Consider the following 17,069-nt stretch of genomic DNA (forward strand, 5'->3'; position numbering starts at 1 on the left):
GGACGGGAGGACGCGGCGGGGCGACGGGCGGCATGGGACATGCGGCCAGGCTAACCGCTCGCCTCCGCCGCGGGCACGAGCGCCTCCGGCGCCGTTTCGTCAACGAAAGCGTCTGTGGAGGCTCCTGCGCCCCCGCCGTCTCGTCGACGACAGCGGCGGGTGAGGTCAGCGCACGCCGGCGCCGGAGAGGGTCTTGGCCCAGGCCTCGATGGCGTCCCAGTCGCGGAAGTCGCCGTAGTGCTCGTTGCGGGAGAGCTTGAGCTTGAGCTTCTCCAGCCGGCCCAGGCGCTCCTCGACGAGCGCCCCGCGGAAGTACGCCACCTCGCGCGGGCCGTAGGACTCGAGCTTCTCCCGCACCGGCCGGGCCAGCTCGGGCGCGCCGCCCGAGGCCAGGATCACGAGCGGCAGGTCCGCCAGCTCGGCCCGACGGGTGTTGAGGAACGTCCGCGCGTCGGTGGCGAGCGAACCCGTGTAGACCGGGGCCGCGACGATCACCGCGTCCGCCGTGGCCAGCCACGCGGCGGCGCCCTCGACGTCCTCCACCACGGTCGGGACGGCCTGCGACGTGCGCAGCACCTCCGCGACACGCTCGGCGATCTCGCGCGTGGATCCGTGGGCGGACGAGGTGACGATGAGCGTGGTCATGGTGGGGCGCAGCCTTCGGGGTCGGGGGCGGACGACGCGCTCAGTGTATCCCGCGCAGATCCAGGTCCAGGCGGGTCTCGGAGCCCTCCGGGGCCCGGTCCGGGGTGTGCACCGTGACCGGGATGCCCCAGTCCTGCTGGTACAGGTGGCAGGCGGCGTGGTCGGGGATCGGCTGCCCCTTCTCCCCGTCGCATGCGGCGGCCCGGGCGGTGATGTGCAGGACGCCCTCCTCGACCTCGGGGTTCAGCCGCAGCGTCCGGTGCAGCCCCGTGGATGTGCCGGCGCCCTCGAGCAGCAGCTCCTCCGGGGAGGAGGAGATCTTCAGCTGCGTGGGGTCGCCCCAGCGGTCGTCCAGCTTCTGCCCCGTGGGCGCGGCGAAGTCGATCGTCAGGTCCAGGTCCCCGGCCACCACCGGGGTGCGGGGACGCTGCGTCTGCCGCGCGCCCTCGTCCACGGTGAGGAACTCCTCCGGCACCGCCAGCCGCGTGAGCCGGTGGGCGTTGGACTCGACCACCACGATCGCGGTGTCGTTCCCGTCCGCGTCGTGCTCCACGAGCACGTCCGAGGGCTCGAGCAGCCCGCGTGCCACCGTGCTCACCGTGGCCGGGACCGCCCGGCCCGCGGCGTCCTCGCCGGCCGGGGCGTACCGGCGGATCGCGCCGTTGTACGTGTCGGCGATCAGCACGGAGCCGTCCGGCAGGGCTGTGACGCCCAGCGCGTGCTGCAGGCGCGCGCGGTCCGCCTCCCCGTCCACGTGGCCGAAGTCGAACAGGCCCGCCCCGACGGCGGTCCCGACCTCGCGGCGCCCGTCCTCCCCGGTCCGCACCCAGCGCACCGCGGAGGTCTCCGAGTCCGCGACCCACAGCGTGCCGTCCGCGCCCACGGACAGCCCCGAGGGCTGCGCGAACCAGGCCCGTCCGGCGTCGCCGTCCAGCAGGCCCTCGAGCGCCGTGCCCGCGTGCACCGCGAGCGCGTCTGTGACGGGGTCGAAGTCGAAGAGCTGGTGCGTGCCGGCCATCGCGATCACCACACGCCCCAGGGCGGGGTGCCACACGACGTCCCACGGGGAGGACAGCGAGATCGCGGTCGGCTCCCCGGGCAGGTCCGCGAGGTCGACGGCGACGTCCTCCTCGTCCTCGACGGCGGCGGCCTCCTTGGCGCGCTCGGAGTCGATGAGCTTCTGCACGCCGTTGCCGGCGAGGGTGCTGACGTGCCCGTCCGACAGGCGCAGGCCCCGCAGCCGGTGGTTGACGGAGTCCGCCACGACCACGTCGTAGCCGACGCGCTCCGCGACGTCCTCGGGCAGCAGCGCCAGGCCCTGGGGCTCGTTGAACAGCGCCTCGTCCGGCCCGCCGTCCGCGTGGCCCTTCTCCCCGGGCGTGGGGAATGCGAGCTCGGCCTGGCCCGCGTCCGCCGTGGCGGGGTCCCCGCCGCCGAACGCGCGGAGCACCGTGGTCAGGTCCTCGGCGACCTCCAGGAGGCGGTGGTGGCCGGTGTCCGAGACGAGGAACGAGCCCGGGCGGGAGCCGCGGCCGCCGAGGGACACGGCCTTGCCGGGGAACGACAGGTCCCGGGCCACGGGCGCGGGCGGGACGTAGGGGCCGGAGCCGCGGTGCAGCGTGCCCTTGGCCTCGTGCTCGGCCACGAGCTCGCGCACGAGGCCGTAGAGCCCGGCCACGTGCCCCTCGCCGGACAGGTGCGCGGCGATGTAGCCCTCCGGGTCCACCACCACGAGGGTGGGCCACGCGCGCGCCGAGTACGCCTGCCACGTGGTCAGCTCGGGGTCGTCCAGCACGGGGTGCTCGATGGCGTAGCGCTCGACGGCGGCCGCGAGCGCGTCCGGGTCCGCCTCGTGCTCGAACTTGGGCGAGTGCACGCCCACCGTGACGAGCACGTCCGCGAACTCCTCCTCGAGCGGGTGCAGCTCGTCCAGGACGTGCAGGCAGTTGATGCAGCAGAACGTCCAGAAGTCGAGGAGGACGACCTTGCCGCGCAGGTCCTCGAGTGTCACCTGCTCGCCGCCGGTGTTCAGCCAGCCGCGGCCCACGAGCTCGGACGCGCGCACCCGGGTGGCCGCGCGCGGCACGGCGGCGGGGGCGTCAGCGGACGGGGCGGGGTTCGGGGTCTGCGGTGCGGTCATGCCCACCATCATGGCGCACGTCCCGGACGCGTCAGCCGTGAGCGGACGCCGGGGCGTCACAGGGGGAAAGACGACGCCGCCGGGCGGGTCCGGCTCAGTCGGCTGCCAGGGCGGCGGCCAGCATCTCCTCGGCGATGAGGGTGAACTCCTTGCGCCCGGCCTCGGGTCGGCCCACGAAGGAGACCATCACCACGGCGTCGGAGGTGACGGCGGTGAGCACCTGGGCCGTGAGCTGGGGCTCGGACTCCGAGGCCAGGGTCCGCTCCCACACGAGGGCGGACTGCGCGGGGGTGCCGTCGGACAGCGGCGCGTCGGAGACCTCGAGGCGGTAGTCGACGGTCGCGTCCCCCTCCTGCACGGTCATGGTCATCTCGCGGCAGTCGGCGCGCAGGGCGTTGACGGTCTGGATGTGCCGCTCGACGTCCTGGCGGCCCTGGCCCGTGAGCCGGGCGACCTCCACGGTGCCCGTGCCCGTGAAGGTGTCGGCGCCGACGTCCACGCGCGTGGCCTCGGCCCCGTCGAGGGCGATCGGCGAGAAGTCCAGGGCGGTCAGCGGCGCCTTGCACTGCGCCGGCTGCACGGTGGTCCGGTCCGCGTCCGCGCGCCGGTCCCGGGAGTCCTCGCGGGCCGCGTCGATCTCCTCTGCCGTGGCGGCCCGCTGCCGGACGAAGCCGAACGTGGCCGCACGCTCGGCCGCGGCCTCCGCCATGCGCTCGTCCTGACGGTCGCCCAGGCCGAGCCCCTCCGGGGCCGCCGACTCCGTGGGCGCCGCGGTGCCGGCGTCGTCGTGGACTCCGTCCGCGGGCGCGGACGCGGCGGCCGGATCGTTGTCCCCGGCCGCGCAGCCCGTCAGGGCCAGCAGGCCGGCGGCGACGGCGGCCACGAGGCGTGGCCGACCACGCCGGGGCGCGGCCGGGCGAGCGAGGGGACGTACACGGTCAGCGGACATCACGGGCCTCCTCGGGGCCGGTGGAGGAGTCACGGGCCACGGGCTCGGCGTCGCTCGGGGCGTCGGTGACCGGGGTGCCGCGCATGTGGGCGTACATCTCGTTCCAACGGCGCAGCTCCGCGTCGCCGTCGCGGTCGGCCTGCCGGTCCAGCCGGTCCGCGTTCTTGCGGTCGCTGCGATACCAGAGCACGGCCACCATCACCGCCATCATCACGGTGGGGAACTCGCCGATGCCCCACATCACCGCGCCGCCGATGCGCTGGTCCTCCAGGGCGGTGGGGCCCCAGTCGCGGCCCATGTTGCCGAACCAGGACGCCTGCATCAGGCCGGTGGAGGTGGTCATGGCGACGCCGATGAAGGCGTGGAAGACCATCGTGGCCATCAGCAGCACGAGCCGCAGGGCGTACGGGGGCCGGCGCGGCAGCGGATCCGAGCCGATCATGACCAGGGCGAACAGGAACCCGGTCAGCAGGAAGTGGACGTTCATGAACTCGTGGCCCACGTGGGTCTGCAGCGAGAACCGGAAGAAGTCCGTGTAGTAGAACACCAGGATCGAGCCTGCGAAGTTGACCCCCGCCACGATCGGGTTCGTGATGAACCGACCCCACGGGGAGTGCACGATCCACAGGATCCACTCGCGGGGGCCGCGCGTCCCGTCCGTGCGGGCCGGCAGGGCCCGCAGCGCCAGGGTGATGGGTGCGCCCAGGACGAGGAAGACGGGGCTGAGCATCGTCAGCGTCATGTGGCCCACCATGTGCGCGCTGAACAGGACGCGGCCGTACACGGCCGGGGACCCGGAGGTCGCCCACAGCAGCACGGCCAGCCCCACGCACCACGCGACGGTGCGCAGCACGGGCCAGCGGTCGCCGCGGCGGCGCAGCTGCCACACGGAGCGCAGGTACCAGAGGGACAGGAACGCGATGATCGCGACCCACAGCCAGTCGAACCGCCACATCGTGATCCACCGGGCGCCCTCGAGGGCCGGCGGCAGCTCGTAGCCGGTGAGGATGCGGGCCGGGGTGGCGTCCGGCGCGATCTCCTCCGGCACGGGCGGGGCCGTCCGGGAGAGCACGGAGGAGACACCCATGACGGCGCCCATGATCACGGCCTCCACGGCGATGAGCTGCCACAGCAGGCGACGCGCGGGGGCGGGGCTGGGACGGTCCGGGCCGGCGTCGAGGCGGGGGATCACCCACCGGCGGTGCAGCAGACCGATCAGGCCGAGGCCCAGGGCCGCCAGGAACTTGGCCGACACGAGGATGCCGTAGGGGCTCAGCAGCTGGGCCGGATCGTCCATGCGGATCGACGCGTTGACCACGCCGGACAGCGCCACCGTGACCAGGCCCAGCCCGGCGAGCACGGAGTAGCGGGTCAGGACCGTGTGCAGCAGGGGCGCCGGGCCCTGCCGGCGCAGGCTGCGGCCCCGCCCCTGCGCCCCGTTGGGCCCCACGAGGGTGTCCGAGATCGCGACGAGCACGAGCAGTCCGCCCACCCACACGACGACGCCGAGCAGGTGCAGGCCGATCGAGTTCACGGCGCCGGTGTGGTCGTCACCGCCCGCCGCGTGCCCGATCAGGGCCAGGGGCACGAGGGCGAGCATCGCCAGGATGCCGGTCCAGAACAGGCCGTTGTGGGAGCGGACGGCGATCGCCAACGTGGTCACGACGGCGGCGATCACGGTGACCCAGAACCACGCCTGGCCCACGGAGATGCCGACCACGTAGGCCGCCAGGCCGTCCGTGAAGCCCTGCCCCGCCGTGACGGGGATGCCGGCCAGATCCGAGTAGGACAGCACGCCGACGGACAGCGCGGCCACCGTCCACACGCCGGCGCTGAGGGCGGCGATCCGCATCACGCGGGTGAACGCGGGGTGCTCGGGCAGCGGTGCGGCGTCCGTGTCCTCGCGCCGCTGCCGGGCGGAGCGGTGCCACCGTTCCGTGCCCGCCGCGTGCGGCGGCAGGACCCCGGCCGCGAAGATCAGCGCGGCGATGGTCAGGGACATCGCCAGGTTGGAGACGAGCTCCCCCACGGGCACGCCCCAGCGGGTGATCCACCCCGGGTCGGAGAGCTGGCGCGCGGCCGTCACGCCAGTCAGCCAGCCGGCGGCGGCGAGGCCGGCGGCTCCCGCGGCGGCCACGAGCACCCAGATCCACCGGGGCACACCGACCGGCCCCGACGGACCGGAGCGGGCGGCGTCGTCGTTCTCAGCGGGGTGGCTGCCCCGGGCGGGGGCGGTGGCGGCGGACATGGGGTCCATCCTCTCAAAGCGTGCGGACGCCCGACGACGACGGGAGCGGCCCGCCGTCGTCGGGCCCCTGGGTCAGGCGAACAGGGCGTCGCCCACGAAGCCGCCCTCGGCGCAGCCGGGCGGGATCGCGAAGACCGCCGAACCGACGGGCACGGTCCACAGGTTCAGGTGGTCCGACTCGGCGAGCCGGGCCTGGACGGGGACGAACTGTCGGTCCACGTCCGCCTGGTAGGCGGCGAAGATCAGGCCGGAGCCCGCCTCCAGCGCCCCGCGCGGGTCGTCGTAGTTGTAGCCGCGACGCAGCATCCCGTACTCGGGCTCCTCCCCGCGGGCCCGCCGCAGGTGCGCGATGTCCGAGATGACCGGGAAGCCCGTGGGGCCGACGGCGTCGAAGTCCGGCTCGTCGTGCTCCTGCTCCCCCGTGAGGGGGGCGCCGGTGCCGAGGCGACGGCCGATGACCTTCTCCTTGGCCGGGCGGTCGAGCTCGTCCCACGTGTCCATGAGCATCTCGATGCGCCGGATCACCACGGACGTGCCGTCCGGGATCCACGGGGTGACGCCCACCTGCTCGGCGCCCACGCCCCACACCACGCGGTCCAGATGCGGGGTGCCCGCGGCCGGGTTGCCGGTGCCGTCCACCTGCCCGAAGAGGTTGCGCATCGTGGTGCCGGTGGGGTGGGCGCCGCGGGCGGAGCGGAAGCCCTCCTGCACCCAGCGCTCGGTGGCGAACGGCCGGGCCGCCTTGAGGAGCATGCGCCGGGCGTGGGCCACGGACATCCGGTCGTCGCCGCAGATCTGCAGCAGCAGGTCGCCGTCGCTGAACGCGGGGTCCAGGCGGTCGATCTGCTCGAACGCCGGCAGCGGGCGCAGCCAGGCCGGGGCCCGGTCCGGGGCCACGCGGCGGACGAGCTCCGGGCCGAAGCCGAACGTCACGGTGAGCCGCGCGGGGGCGGCGGCGAGCTCCGGCTCGGTGTCGGCGATCGTGGCGCGGCCCTGGGTCAGGCGTGACGCGTCGTCGGTGAGCAGGCGCAGCATCCGCTCGATGCGCACCCGGTCCGCGTCCTCGCGCAGGTCGAGGGCGAGGAAGACGGCGTGGGCCTGGGCGGGGGTGTCGACGCCGGCCTGGCGCGGCCCGTGGAACGGCACGGTGTCCGTGCCCACGGGCGAGCTGACGGCCACCCGGGCGGCCTGGCCGCCGGGCTCGGCCCAGCCGGCCCGGCCGACGTCGCCCTCGATGCCGGTGTCGCCCATGACCTCGGGGGGCGAGACCCCCGCCCCGGGCGCGGCGGACGCGCCCGGGGCGGCGGAGGCCGACGTGTGGCCGGCGCCGTAGCCGAGTGCCGTGCCCAGCAGGCCGCCGCCCACCGCGCCCGCCCCGAGGAGCAGGCCGCGGCGGGAGGGGCCCCCCGGGGCCGGGCGGGCGTCCTCGCGCCCGTCCGGCCCGTGGTGGTCGTCCGACCGGACGGCGGGGTCAGTGGTCGGCATGGTCCTCCGATTCGTGGGACTCGCCGCCGTGGTACGACTCGTTGGCGCCGGTGAAGGGCCGGACCACGGAGGTGACCTCGAGGGTGGAGCCGTCCTCCAGCTCGAGGTCGTAGGTCACGTCCTCGCCCGGCTCGATCGGGTCGGTCAGGCCCATGAACATCACGTGGTTGCCGCCCGGGGCGAGCTCGAAGCTCCCGCCGGCGGGCACGGTGAAGCCGTCGGGGCTCTGCTGCATCACCATCTGGCCGTCCCCGCCGGAGACCATCTCGTGGAGCTCGACCGTCTCACCCAGCTCCGAGCGGACGCCGACGATGTGCAGGTCCTGGTCCGAGGAGTTCTCGAGCATGCCGAAGGAGCCGGTCATGCCCTCCTCGGCGGCCTTCGTCCAGGGGTCGGTGATCGTGAGACCGGCGGCCTGGCCGTCCGCGGTGGACGTGGCCGACGAGGCGTCCGTGGCCGGCGCGACGCTCGAGGCGTCCGACGCGCTCGGGGCGGAGCCGGCGTCGTCTCCGGCGCAGGCCGTCAGGCCGAGGGCGGCGACGGCGAGCACGGCGGCGGCGCCGAGGCGGCGAGGGGCGCGGGGGGAGGTGGTGGTCATGTCTGTGGGGTTCCTTGTCATGCGGGCGCGCGACGACGCGCGGGGCGTGCGGGCGCGCGCGAGGGCGGGGCCGGTCCCCTCAGGGGCCGGCCGGGGATCAGAGGTCAGCGGCCGTCGTCGAGGTGGCCGAGCGCGCGGGCGCGGCGGCCCATCAGGAGGAAGGCCACCACGAGCACGGCCAGGCCGGCGATGCCGGCGACCCACACCCAGGCGGGCAGCGCGTCGGAGTCCGCGGGCTGCGCGGCGTCGGAGCCGTCCGCCTGCGCGGACGCATCGGCCGAGGCGGCGTCGCCCTGGCCTGTCGTGGCCTCCGGGGAGGCGGCGGTCGAGGCCCCGGCGACGGCGGTGCCGCAGCCCTGGGGCGCGGTGCCGGCGGCCGGTGCGGCCGGGTCGTCCACCGCGAAGTCGAACGAGCGCTCCTCGGAGTGTCCGTCCGAGTAGACGACGCGGTAGGCGACCTCGTAGTCGCCGTTGGGCAGGCCCTCGCACAGCGGCGCGGAGAAGGTGGAGCCGTCCACGGTGCCGGCGGCGGACTGCCACTGGTTGCCGTCGGCGTCGCGGACCTGCACGAGGTTCTGGATGCCCTCGCCGTCGATCAGCTCGCCACTGAAGGTCAGTGAGACCTCCGACGGCGCCGTCGTGGCCGTCTCGCCGACCGCGGGGGCGGTGCGGATGAGCTCGTCGTGCGCAGCCGCGGGGGCAGCTCCGGCGACGACGAGGGCGGGCAGCAGGGTGAGTCCGATGGCGGCGCGAGCGGCGCGGCGGACAGGGGTGGTCTGGTGATGCATGGTGGTGTCCTCACGGGTCTGCCGCGGTCCCGGACGGGAGTCGCGGGCGGACCGTTCCGAAGGGTCGTCGGGCGCGGTCGGGCCTCGAGACGCGGACGGAGCCGGCGTCCTCAGGCCGCGAGGGCGAACGGCGGGCCGCGCCGCCCCGGAGAGCTGAGGAGGGCGAGGGACGTCGCCGGCCGGAGCACCGGCGGGACGGGGACACGGAGGCGGGCCGGCGCCGGCAGGGGGCCGTGCGCGGTCGGCGGCGGGCAGACGGCGGCCACCACGCGTTCGGCGATGGTGAGCACGAGGGCCTCACCGCGCCGCAGCACCAGCACGGTGAGGACCGCGGCGATCACGTGGGCCGCGAGCATGCGCAGGTCGGTCAGGTGGCCGGCGGGGGCGCCGGACAGGGCCTCCCCCGGCGCCAGGAGGGCCCCGGCGCCGGGACGGGCGTGGCCGAGGTGGGCGGGGTCGACGCCGGCGACCGGCGCCACGGCGTGGCCGCCGGCGGCGAGCCCGTAGAGCAGGTGGAACAGCCCCTGGGCGATCGCGACGGCGGCGGCGGTGCGCCACAGCGAGAGGGCGCGGCCCGCCAGGGCGGTGCAGAGCGGGGCGGCGAGGACGGCCGCGAAGGCGACCACGCCGGCCTCGGGGAACCCGTGGCCGGGCTCGGCGGCGGTGTGGAACAGCGCGGCCAGGGCGGTCATCGCCAGGGCCCCGGCCCAGCCCCGGGCCAGACGGGCCGGCCCACGCACGACGCGCGGAGGGGCGTCCTCGAGGCCGGACGGGGCCCACGGAGCGGCGGCGACGGCGCTGCGCATGCCACGACTCCTCTCCTGACGGCCCCGGTCCTCGTCGGCCGGACGACCGTCCGCCCATCCTACGCGGCCGGGGACGACGACGGGCGCCCCACCCGAGGGTGGGGCGCCCGTCCTGCGGCGTACGGCGTGGGTCCGGGGACCCGCGCCGCGGCCGGGATCACTCGGAGGCGGCGGCCTTGAGCTTGGAGCCGGCGGTCACCTTCACGGAGTGGCCGGCCGGGATGGTGATCTCCTCGCCGGTGCGCGGGTTGCGGCCGGTGCGCTCCTTGCGCTCGGTGCGCTCCACGGCCAGCCAGCCCGGGATCGAGACCTTCTCGCCCTTCTTGACCTGGGCGGTGAACACCTCGAAGAGGGCGTCCAGCACATCGCTGACGGCGGCCTGGGTGTTGCCGGAGCGCTCGGCGACGGCGGCGACGAGTTCCTTGCGGTTCATGGCCATGGGTCCTCCCTATGGGACGTCGGTTACGGTTCCCGGGCCGTTCGGACCGGGCTGCCAGTTGTGAACGTACCATCTCTCCGCGGGCGAATCGCCCCCTGAACCGCGAGAATCCGCGATTTCCCGTGACCTGGGCGGCCCTGATCCCCGAGGCACGACGACGGCGGCGCCCCTCCTCAGGAGGGACGCCGCCGTCGCGGTGGTGCCGAGCGCCCGGAGACCGGGCCTCAGGTCACCAGGAGGACTTGGTCACGCCGGGCAGCTCGCCACGGTGCGCCATGTCGCGGAAGCGCACACGGGAGATGCCGAAGCGCTGGAAGGTGCCGCGGGGGCGACCGTCGATGGCGTCGCGGTTGCGCACGCGGACCGGGGAGGCGTCGCGGGGCAGCTTCTGCAGGCCCAGGCGGGCGGCCTCGCGGGCCTCGTCCGACGCGTTCGGGTCCACGAGGGTCTTGCGCAGCTCGAGACGCTTCTCGGCGTAACGGGCCACGATGGCCTTGCGCTGCTCGTTCTTGGCGATCTTGGACTTCTTGGCCATCTCAGCGCTCCTCTCGGAAGTCGACGTGCTTGCGGACCACCGGGTCGTACTTCTTCAGGGTGATGCGGTCCGGGTTGTTCCGGCGGTTCTTGCGGGTCACGTAGGTGAACCCGGTGCCGGCGGTGGACTTCAGCTTGATGATCGGACGAACGTCCTTGTCCTTGGCCATGTCAGAGCTTCACTCCCTTCGCGATCAGGTCCGCCACGACGGCGTCGATACCGCGCACGTCGATGGTCTTGATGCCCTTGGCGGACAGCGTCAGGGTGACGTTGCGGCGCAGGGAGGGGACCCAGTAGGTCTTCTTCTGGATGTTCGGGTCGAACCGGCGCTTGGTGCGACGGTGCGAGTGGGAGATGCTGTGGCCGAATCCCGGCCCAGCCCCGGTTACCTGGCAGTGAGCTGCCATGATCACTCCTCGTGGCAAGTAGTAGTAAAAGGACGGGCGGAACCCGCATGGCGGCGAGCCGCGGACCTGTCCGCGGACACCTGTTGTGAGCCCCGCCCCGGGTGTGGACACCGCACTCTTACTGCGACTTCTCGAAAAGGGGGACCAGGCTGGGTGAGAGCCAACCGAAGTTCCTTATGGGATCGCTGGTGTGGACGGTGAGCCCCGGTCCGTCCTGAGGACGTCCCGGGATCCGGTCTGCGGGAGCGCGTTGCTTTTCCGACCCGCCGTCCGCCCGGTCACCTGACCGATGGAACGACGAGAACAACGCGGCGTGCGCCGTCCCACCTTACGCGAACCGTGGGCGTCGCTTCAACTCGGCGGGGGGCACCTGTGGTATGCGCACGGTCCTCGGCCCCCAGGGCCGCTCCGCTCGTCACGGCTCGGCGCGGCCACGGGCGCTGGGCAGGCCCACCCCTCCGGCGTGGATCAGGCGACCGACGCCCCCAGCAGCGAGCCCACCGCGAAGGTCAGGCCGAGCGCCAGGGCGCCGCCGAGGACGACGCGCACGGCCGCCCGCAGCGCGGGCGCGTCGCCGAGCCGGGCCCCGACCCAGCCGGTGACGGCGAGGGCCAGGAGGGTGACGCCGAACGTGAACGGGACGCGGAGGCCCACCGGCGCCAGGACGACCGTCAGGAAGGGCAGCAGCGCGCCCACGAGGAACGCGAGGAAGGACGCTCCGGCGGCGGCCCACGGGCTGACGACGTCCTCCTCCGCCATGCCCAGCTCCATGCGCAGATGCGCGGCGAGCGCGTCCTTCTCGGTGAGCTCCCGCGCGGCGGCCTCGGCCGTGGCCCGGCTCAGGCCGTCCGCCTCGTAGAGCTGCACGAGCTCCTCCAGCTCGCCCTCGGGATCCTCCTCGAGCTCACGGCGCTCCTTGGCGATCAGCGACTTCTGCGAGTCGGAGGACGAGGAGACGGACACGTACTCGCCCAGCGCCATGGAGAAGGCGCCGCCGACCACGGCGGCGGCGCCGGCCAGCAGGATCGGGGTGAGCGCCGTCGTCGCGCCGGCGACACCGACGACGGTGGCGGCGACGGACACGATGCCGTCGTTGGCGCCGAGCACACCCGCGCGGAGCCAGTTGAGGCGGGCATGCACGCCGCCGGAGGCGTGCGGCTCGTCGGGACCGCCCGGCGGGAGCTGATCGGCCAGGGGCGAGGACTGTTCAGACGTGTGCGACATGTCTCCATGGTCGCGGCGCGGGGCGGGGCGCGCCAGGCAGGTGAGGCGTTCCTTCGGACGGGGTGCCACGACACTCGCTCTTCCTGTTGCCAGGATTGTTCAACAACAGCTACCGTCTCCCCAGCGCCTCGTGACGCCCGTCACCTCGCCTGGCGCCCTCGACGAAGGTGACCACCGTGTCCCACGCAGACATCCCCCACGCCGGACCGGACGGCTCGACCCCCTCGGGCACCGCACCGAAGACCGACTCCCGCGCCGCGAGCGCCACCCGGCGCACCGCCCTGCTCGGCGCCATGTTCCTCATGGCCACCTCGGCCATCGGCCCCGGCTTCATCACGCAGACCGCCACGTTCACCGTCCAGATGGGCGCCGCGTTCGCGTTCGCCATCCTGGTCTCCATCCTCATCGACATCGCCGTCCAGATGAACGTGTGGCGCGTCATCGGCGTCTCCGGCATGCGCGCCCAGGAGCTGGCGAACCGCGTCCTGCCCGGCCTCGGCTGGGTCCTCGCCGCGCTCGTGTTCCTCGGCGGCATGGTCTTCAACATCGGCAACATCGCCGGCACCGGCCTCGGCGCGAACGCCATGCTCGGCGTCGACCCCCTGATCGGTGGCGGCGTCTCCGCGCTCATCGCGCTGTTGATCTTCCTCTCCAAGCGCGCCGGCGTGGCCCTGGACCGGATCGTGGTGGCGCTCGGCGCCGTCATGATCCTGCTGATGCTGTACGTGGCCATCACCTCCGCCCCGCCCGTGGGCGAGGCCCTGCGCCAGTCCGTGATGCCGGAGGAGGTCGACTTCTTCGTGATCGTCACCCTCGTGGGCGGCACCATCGGCGGCTACATCACCTACGCGGGCGCCCACCGCATGATCGACTCCGGAGTGAAGGGCGTGGACGACGTCCAGGACATCACCCGCAGCTCCGTGGCCTCGATCCTCGTGACCGGCCTGATGCGCGCCCTCCTGTTCCTGGCGATCCTCGGCGTCGTCGCCTCGGGGGCGGTGCTGTCCAAGGACAACCTGGCCGCCTCCGCCTTCCAGGCCGCCGCCGGCGACATCGGCCTGCGCATGTTCGGCATCGTCCTGTGGGCCGCCGCCGTCACCTCCGTGATCGGTGCGTCGTACACCTCGATCAGCTTCGTCACCCGCTCCACCACCAGCGCCCGCACCCGCAACCTGCTGACGGTCGCCTTCATCGTGGTCTGCACTGCCCTCTACCTGGCGCTGCGCCAGGCACCGCAGACGCTGCTCGTGTTCGCCGGCGCGTTCAACGGCATGATCCTGCCGGTCGGCTTCGCCGCCCTCCTGTACGTGGCCTGGCGCCGCCGCGACCTGCTGCACGGCTACCGCTACCCCGGGTGGCTGCTCGTGATCGGCGCGCTCGCGTGGATCGTCTCCGTGTTCATCGCGGTGCGCGGGTTCATCCCCATGGTCGAGATGATCACCGGTGCCTGAGATGACCACGACGAAACCGCTGCCGCCGCTGGACGGCGCCACGACCCCCGCGCAGGCCCGCGAGCGCTTCCGCGCGGGGCTCGTGCGGCCGACCTCGGGGATCGCCGACGGCTACGCGCAGGCGAACCTCGTCTCGATCCCGCAGGACCACGCCTACGACGTCCTGCTCTTCGCCCAGCGCAACCCCCAGGCCCTGCCGCTGCTCGGCGTGTTCGAGGCCGGCGAGGTCAACGGCCCCGCACTGGACGGCGACGTCCGCACGGACGTGCCGCAGTACGTGGTGTACCGCGACGGCGTCGAGACGGACCGCCCCACGGATCTGCTCGACGTGTGGCGGGACGACCTCGTGACGTTCGTGATCGGCTGCTCGTTCACCTTCGAGTCCGCCCTGGTGGCCGAGGGCATCCGGATGGCCCACCAGGACGCCGGCGTGAACGTGCCGATGTACCGCACCACGCGGCGCTGCGCCTCGGCGGGCCGCCTCTCGGGCCCGCTCGTGGTCTCGATGCGCCCCCTCCCCGCCGACCGCGTGGCCGACGCCGTGCGCATCACCTCCCGCTACCCCGCGGTGCACGGCGCGCCCGTGCACGTGGGCGACCCGGCCGGCCTCGGGATCACGGACCTGTCGGCACCGGACTTCGGCGACGCCGTCGAGGTCCCGCAGGGCCACCTGCCCGTGTTCTGGGCGTGCGGGGTGACGCCGCAGGCGGCGATCATGGAGTCCCGCCCGCCGCTGGCCATCACGCACGCGCCCGGGCACATGCTCATCACGGACCTGCCGGACCGGATGTTCCAGGTCCCGTGACCGTCGGGGCCCGGGGAGGCGGTCAGTCCCCCACGGCGGCGAGGTGCGCCAGGACGAACTGCTCCGCCTCGTCCAGGTAGTCGCCGAACATGGCGTGCACCGCGGGGAGGTCGCCGGCCAGCAGCCGCTCCACGATCCACCGGTTGCGGTCCGCGAACTGCACGTGCAGGCGCGTCTGCTCGTCCATGGGATGGAACGCCAGGCGCACGCGGGCCTGCACCGATGCCATGAGCCGCGTGAGCTCGGGGGCGCCGGCCAGGTCCACGATGCCGACGTGGACGCGATGGTTGGCGTCGCCCAGGACCCGCGCGGGGGTGTCCGGGCCGCCCGAGAGCAGGTCCTGGGCACAGCGCAGCTGGCGGGCCGCGCCGGGGGTGAGCTCGCCGTGTTCGAGGGCGCCGAGCTGGATCACCCGACGCGTGCGGTACAGCCCGCGCACGTCCTCCGGACCGGGCGCCGCCACGAACACCCCGCGGTGCGGCCGGCGCTCCACGAGGCCCTCCGAGGCCAGCATGGTGAACGCCTCGCGCAGGCTGTTGCGGCTGACCTGGAGCTCGGCGGCCAGCGCCACCTCTCCCAGCCGCTCCCCCGGCACGAGCCCGGCCGCCGCGATCCGCTGCCGCAGCTGTGCGGCCGCGGCCACGGGGGCCGGAGCCGGGGCGGACTCCCCGCCGCCGACGCCGGGCGCGAGGCCTTCCCCGGTGACACCGCCGCGCGCCGGCACCGTCACGCCCCCAGCCGGGCGATCGCCTGGCCGCGCGTCACCGAGGCCGGGGTCTCGGCCACGAGGAGCTGGATCCGGCCCGCACGCGGGGCACGGATCGGCGTCTCCATCTTCATCGCCTCCACGATCGCGACCGTGTCGCCCTCGGCGACCTCGGCGCCGTCCTCGACCTTCCACGAGGCCAGGGTGCCGGTGACCGGCGAGGCCACGGCGCCGTCGTCGACGGACTTCCCGGCGCCCGCGGCGTCGGCCGGGGCCGCGGCACCCGCACCGCCGCCTCCGAGGAGGGCCGCGTAGAGATCGGCGGGCAGGCCCAGGCGCACGGCGCGGCCGTCCAGCTCCACGGTGACGGCGGTGCGGCCGCCCGCGGGAACCTCGGCGCCCAGGTACGGGGACTCGGCCAGCGGCTCGGCGAACTCGGACTCGATCCACGTGGTGAAGACGCCGAGGCGGTCCCCCGAGGTGAAGGCGTCCTGCTCGAGCACGGCGCGGTGGAACGGCACCACGGTGGGCACGCCGTCGATACGCAGCTCGGCCAGGGCGTCGCGGGCGCGGGCGATGGCCTGGGCGCGGTCCTCGCCCCACACGATGAGCTTGGCGAGCAGGGAGTCGTACTCGCCCGGCACCACGGAGCCGGTGCGGACGCCGGAGTCCATGCGGACCCCGGGGCCGGTGGGGGCCTCGAACGCGTCGATCGGGCCGGGCACGGGCAGGAAGCCGTACGCCGGGTCCTCGGCGTTGAGGCGGAACTCGAGGGCGTGGCCGCGCGGCGTCGGGTCCTCGGGGATGCTCAGCGGCTCGCCGGCGGCGACGCGGAACTGCTCGCGCACCAGGTCCACGCCGAAGACCTCCTCGGTGACCGGATGCTCCACCTGCAGGCGGGTGTTCACCTCCAGGAAGCTGATGAGGCCGTCCGGGGCCACGAGGTACTCGACCGTGCCGGCCCCGGTGTACCCGGCGGCGCGGCAGATCTCGCGGGCGGAGGTGTGGATGCGCTCGCGCTGCTCGTCCGTGAGGAACGGCGCCGGGGCCTCCTCCACGAGCTTCTGGTTGCGGCGCTGCAGGGAGCAGTCGCGGGTGCCGAGCACGGCCACGTGGCCGTGCTCGTCGGCGAGGACCTGGGCCTCCACGTGGCGGGGGCGGTCCAGGAAGCGCTCCACGAAGCACTCGCCGCGGCCGAACGCGGCGACGGCCTCGCGGACGGTCGCCTCGAACGCGTCCTCGACGTCGCCGAGCTCGCGCACCACGCGGATGCCGCGGCCGCCGCCGCCGAAGGCCGCCTTGATGGCGATCGGCAGGCCGTGCTCCTCGGCGAACGCGCGCGCGGCGGCGGCGTCCGGCACGGGGCCGTCCGAACCCGGCACGAGCGGGGCGCCCGCCTGCTGGGCGAGGGAGCGGGCGGTGATCTTGTCGCCGAGGGCGCGGATGGCGTCCGGCGACGGGCCGATCCAGGTCATCCCGGCGTCGATCACGGCCTGCGCGAAGTCGGCGTTCTCGGAGAGGAAGCCGTAGCCCGGGTGCACGGCGTCGGCGCCGGCGCGGCGGGCGACGTCGAGGACCGCGTCGATCTTCAGGTAGGTGTCCGCCGAGGACGCGCCCGGCAGGTGGAAGGCCTCGTCCGCGACGGCCACGTGCAGGGCGTCGGCGTCCGGATCCGAGTAGACGGCGATCGAGGCGATGCCGTGGTCGCGGGCGGCGCGGGCCACGCGCACGGCGATCTCGCCGCGGTTGGCGATGAGCACCCGCGTGACGGGGCGGGCGGCGGGGGTGGTGGTGCGCGGCCGGTCCGGGTCGGGAGCATCGGGGCGATCAACTCCCATTGGGC

17 protein-coding genes are annotated in these 17,069 nt (G+C 74.5%); 2 read left to right on the forward strand and 15 right to left on the reverse strand.

Features of this window, described 5'->3' with window-relative positions; all coding sequences use genetic code 11:
- Window positions 1–165: 165 nt before the first annotated feature.
- From J1M39_RS09335 to J1M39_RS09395, 13 genes are all read right to left on the reverse strand, one after another.
- Complete coding sequence (locus J1M39_RS09335; protein ID WP_010080203.1) at window positions 166–645, reverse strand: flavodoxin domain-containing protein; 480 nt, start codon at window positions 643–645, stop codon at window positions 166–168.
- Window positions 646–685: 40 nt separating this feature from the next.
- Window positions 686–2,785, reverse strand: a complete 2,100-nt coding sequence (locus J1M39_RS09340; protein WP_206496711.1) for an NHL domain-containing thioredoxin family protein — start codon at window positions 2,783–2,785, stop codon at window positions 686–688.
- 94 nt (window positions 2,786–2,879) lie between these two features.
- Window positions 2,880–3,734, reverse strand: a complete 855-nt coding sequence (locus J1M39_RS09345; protein ID WP_002858351.1) for a hypothetical protein — start codon at window positions 3,732–3,734, stop codon at window positions 2,880–2,882.
- Window positions 3,724–5,982 carry a cytochrome c oxidase assembly protein gene (locus J1M39_RS09350; RefSeq protein ID WP_002858349.1) on the reverse strand — a complete coding sequence of 753 codons (2,259 nt, stop codon included), beginning with the start codon at window positions 5,980–5,982 and terminating at the stop codon, window positions 3,724–3,726. Before J1M39_RS09350 ends, J1M39_RS09345 begins: the two co-directional genes overlap by 11 nt.
- Before the next feature lie 72 nt (window positions 5,983–6,054).
- On the reverse strand, window positions 6,055–7,467 hold the full coding sequence (locus J1M39_RS09355) for a Dyp-type peroxidase (RefSeq protein ID WP_060774882.1): 1,413 nt from the start codon (window positions 7,465–7,467) through the stop codon (window positions 6,055–6,057).
- Complete coding sequence (locus J1M39_RS09360) at window positions 7,454–8,065, reverse strand: copper chaperone PCu(A)C (protein ID WP_065572506.1); 612 nt, start codon at window positions 8,063–8,065, stop codon at window positions 7,454–7,456. The genes J1M39_RS09355 and J1M39_RS09360 overlap by 14 nt, the downstream gene beginning before the upstream one ends.
- A 104-nt stretch (window positions 8,066–8,169) precedes the next feature.
- Window positions 8,170–8,853, reverse strand: coding sequence for a copper resistance CopC family protein (locus tag J1M39_RS09365; protein ID WP_129866954.1), 684 nt, complete (start codon window positions 8,851–8,853; stop codon window positions 8,170–8,172).
- A gap of 110 nt (window positions 8,854–8,963) precedes the next feature.
- The gene (locus J1M39_RS12485) at window positions 8,964–9,659 is read right to left on the reverse strand and encodes a hypothetical protein (protein WP_065572508.1); all 696 of its coding nucleotides are present in this window, start codon (window positions 9,657–9,659) and stop codon (window positions 8,964–8,966) included.
- A gap of 157 nt (window positions 9,660–9,816) precedes the next feature.
- Window positions 9,817–10,098 (reverse strand): HU family DNA-binding protein, encoded by a 282-nt coding sequence (locus tag J1M39_RS09375; RefSeq protein ID WP_002858339.1) that lies wholly within the window; start codon window positions 10,096–10,098, stop codon window positions 9,817–9,819.
- 229 nt (window positions 10,099–10,327) lie between these two features.
- On the reverse strand, window positions 10,328–10,633 hold the full coding sequence (gene rpsN, locus J1M39_RS09380; RefSeq protein WP_002858338.1) for a 30S ribosomal protein S14: 306 nt from the start codon (window positions 10,631–10,633) through the stop codon (window positions 10,328–10,330).
- Window position 10,634: 1 nt separating this feature from the next.
- A complete protein-coding gene (gene rpmG / locus J1M39_RS09385) occupies window positions 10,635–10,802 on the reverse strand; it encodes a 50S ribosomal protein L33 (RefSeq protein ID WP_002858336.1) in 168 nt (55 codons plus the stop codon).
- A 1-nt stretch (window position 10,803) separates the two neighbouring features.
- Window positions 10,804–11,040 (reverse strand): 50S ribosomal protein L28, encoded by a 237-nt coding sequence (rpmB, locus tag J1M39_RS09390; RefSeq protein WP_002858335.1) that lies wholly within the window; start codon window positions 11,038–11,040, stop codon window positions 10,804–10,806.
- A gap of 468 nt (window positions 11,041–11,508) precedes the next feature.
- A complete protein-coding gene (locus J1M39_RS09395; RefSeq protein ID WP_129866955.1) occupies window positions 11,509–12,264 on the reverse strand; it encodes a VIT1/CCC1 transporter family protein in 756 nt (251 codons plus the stop codon).
- A 167-nt stretch (window positions 12,265–12,431) separates the two neighbouring features.
- On the opposite strand from J1M39_RS09395, the gene J1M39_RS09400 reads away from it, so the two are divergent.
- Window positions 12,432–13,715 (forward strand): divalent metal cation transporter, encoded by a 1,284-nt coding sequence (locus J1M39_RS09400; protein WP_170748175.1) that lies wholly within the window; start codon window positions 12,432–12,434, stop codon window positions 13,713–13,715.
- A complete protein-coding gene (locus J1M39_RS09405; RefSeq protein ID WP_049146155.1) occupies window positions 13,708–14,520 on the forward strand; it encodes a putative hydro-lyase in 813 nt (270 codons plus the stop codon). The genes J1M39_RS09400 and J1M39_RS09405 overlap by 8 nt, the downstream gene beginning before the upstream one ends.
- A 22-nt stretch (window positions 14,521–14,542) precedes the next feature.
- Here the strand turns inward: J1M39_RS09405 and J1M39_RS09410 are convergent, their stop codons facing one another.
- Both J1M39_RS09410 and J1M39_RS09415 read right to left on the reverse strand, forming a co-directional pair.
- Window positions 14,543–15,250, reverse strand: a complete 708-nt coding sequence (locus J1M39_RS09410) for a GntR family transcriptional regulator (RefSeq protein WP_002858329.1) — start codon at window positions 15,248–15,250, stop codon at window positions 14,543–14,545.
- Window positions 15,247–16,986, reverse strand: a complete 1,740-nt coding sequence (locus J1M39_RS09415) for an acetyl/propionyl/methylcrotonyl-CoA carboxylase subunit alpha (protein WP_342356401.1) — start codon at window positions 16,984–16,986, stop codon at window positions 15,247–15,249. The genes J1M39_RS09410 and J1M39_RS09415 overlap by 4 nt, the downstream gene beginning before the upstream one ends.
- Window positions 16,987–17,069: the final 83 nt, after the last annotated feature.

This window comes from Micrococcus sp. KRD077 (assembly GCF_017168505.1).
In the GTDB taxonomy this organism is placed as follows: Bacteria; Actinomycetota; Actinomycetes; order Actinomycetales; family Micrococcaceae; genus Micrococcus; species Micrococcus luteus.

Excerpts from the sequence above, each read along its gene's own strand:
- J1M39_RS09340 (WP_206496711.1), bottom strand. The coding sequence starts at position 2,785 with ATGACCGCACCGCAGACCCCGAACCCCGCCCCGTCCGCTGACGCCCCC.
- J1M39_RS09375 (WP_002858339.1), bottom strand. The coding sequence starts at position 10,098 with ATGGCCATGAACCGCAAGGAACTCGTCGCCGCCGTCGCCGAGCGCTCC.
- rpsN (WP_002858338.1), bottom strand. The coding sequence starts at position 10,633 with ATGGCCAAGAAGTCCAAGATCGCCAAGAACGAGCAGCGCAAGGCCATC.
- J1M39_RS09355 (WP_060774882.1), bottom strand. The coding sequence starts at position 7,467 with ATGCCGACCACTGACCCCGCCGTCCGGTCGGACGACCACCACGGGCCG.
- J1M39_RS09365 (WP_129866954.1), bottom strand. The coding sequence starts at position 8,853 with ATGCATCACCAGACCACCCCTGTCCGCCGCGCCGCTCGCGCCGCCATC.
- rpmB (WP_002858335.1), bottom strand. The coding sequence starts at position 11,040 with ATGGCAGCTCACTGCCAGGTAACCGGGGCTGGGCCGGGATTCGGCCAC.
- J1M39_RS12485 (WP_065572508.1), bottom strand. The coding sequence starts at position 9,659 with ATGCGCAGCGCCGTCGCCGCCGCTCCGTGGGCCCCGTCCGGCCTCGAG.
- J1M39_RS09335 (WP_010080203.1), bottom strand. The coding sequence starts at position 645 with ATGACCACGCTCATCGTCACCTCGTCCGCCCACGGATCCACGCGCGAG.
- J1M39_RS09395 (WP_129866955.1), bottom strand. The coding sequence starts at position 12,264 with ATGTCGCACACGTCTGAACAGTCCTCGCCCCTGGCCGATCAGCTCCCG.
- J1M39_RS09350 (WP_002858349.1), bottom strand. The coding sequence starts at position 5,982 with ATGTCCGCCGCCACCGCCCCCGCCCGGGGCAGCCACCCCGCTGAGAAC.
- J1M39_RS09345 (WP_002858351.1), bottom strand. The coding sequence starts at position 3,734 with ATGTCCGCTGACCGTGTACGTCCCCTCGCTCGCCCGGCCGCGCCCCGG.
- rpmG (WP_002858336.1), bottom strand. The coding sequence starts at position 10,802 with ATGGCCAAGGACAAGGACGTTCGTCCGATCATCAAGCTGAAGTCCACC.
- J1M39_RS09360 (WP_065572506.1), bottom strand. The coding sequence starts at position 8,065 with ATGACCACCACCTCCCCCCGCGCCCCTCGCCGCCTCGGCGCCGCCGCC.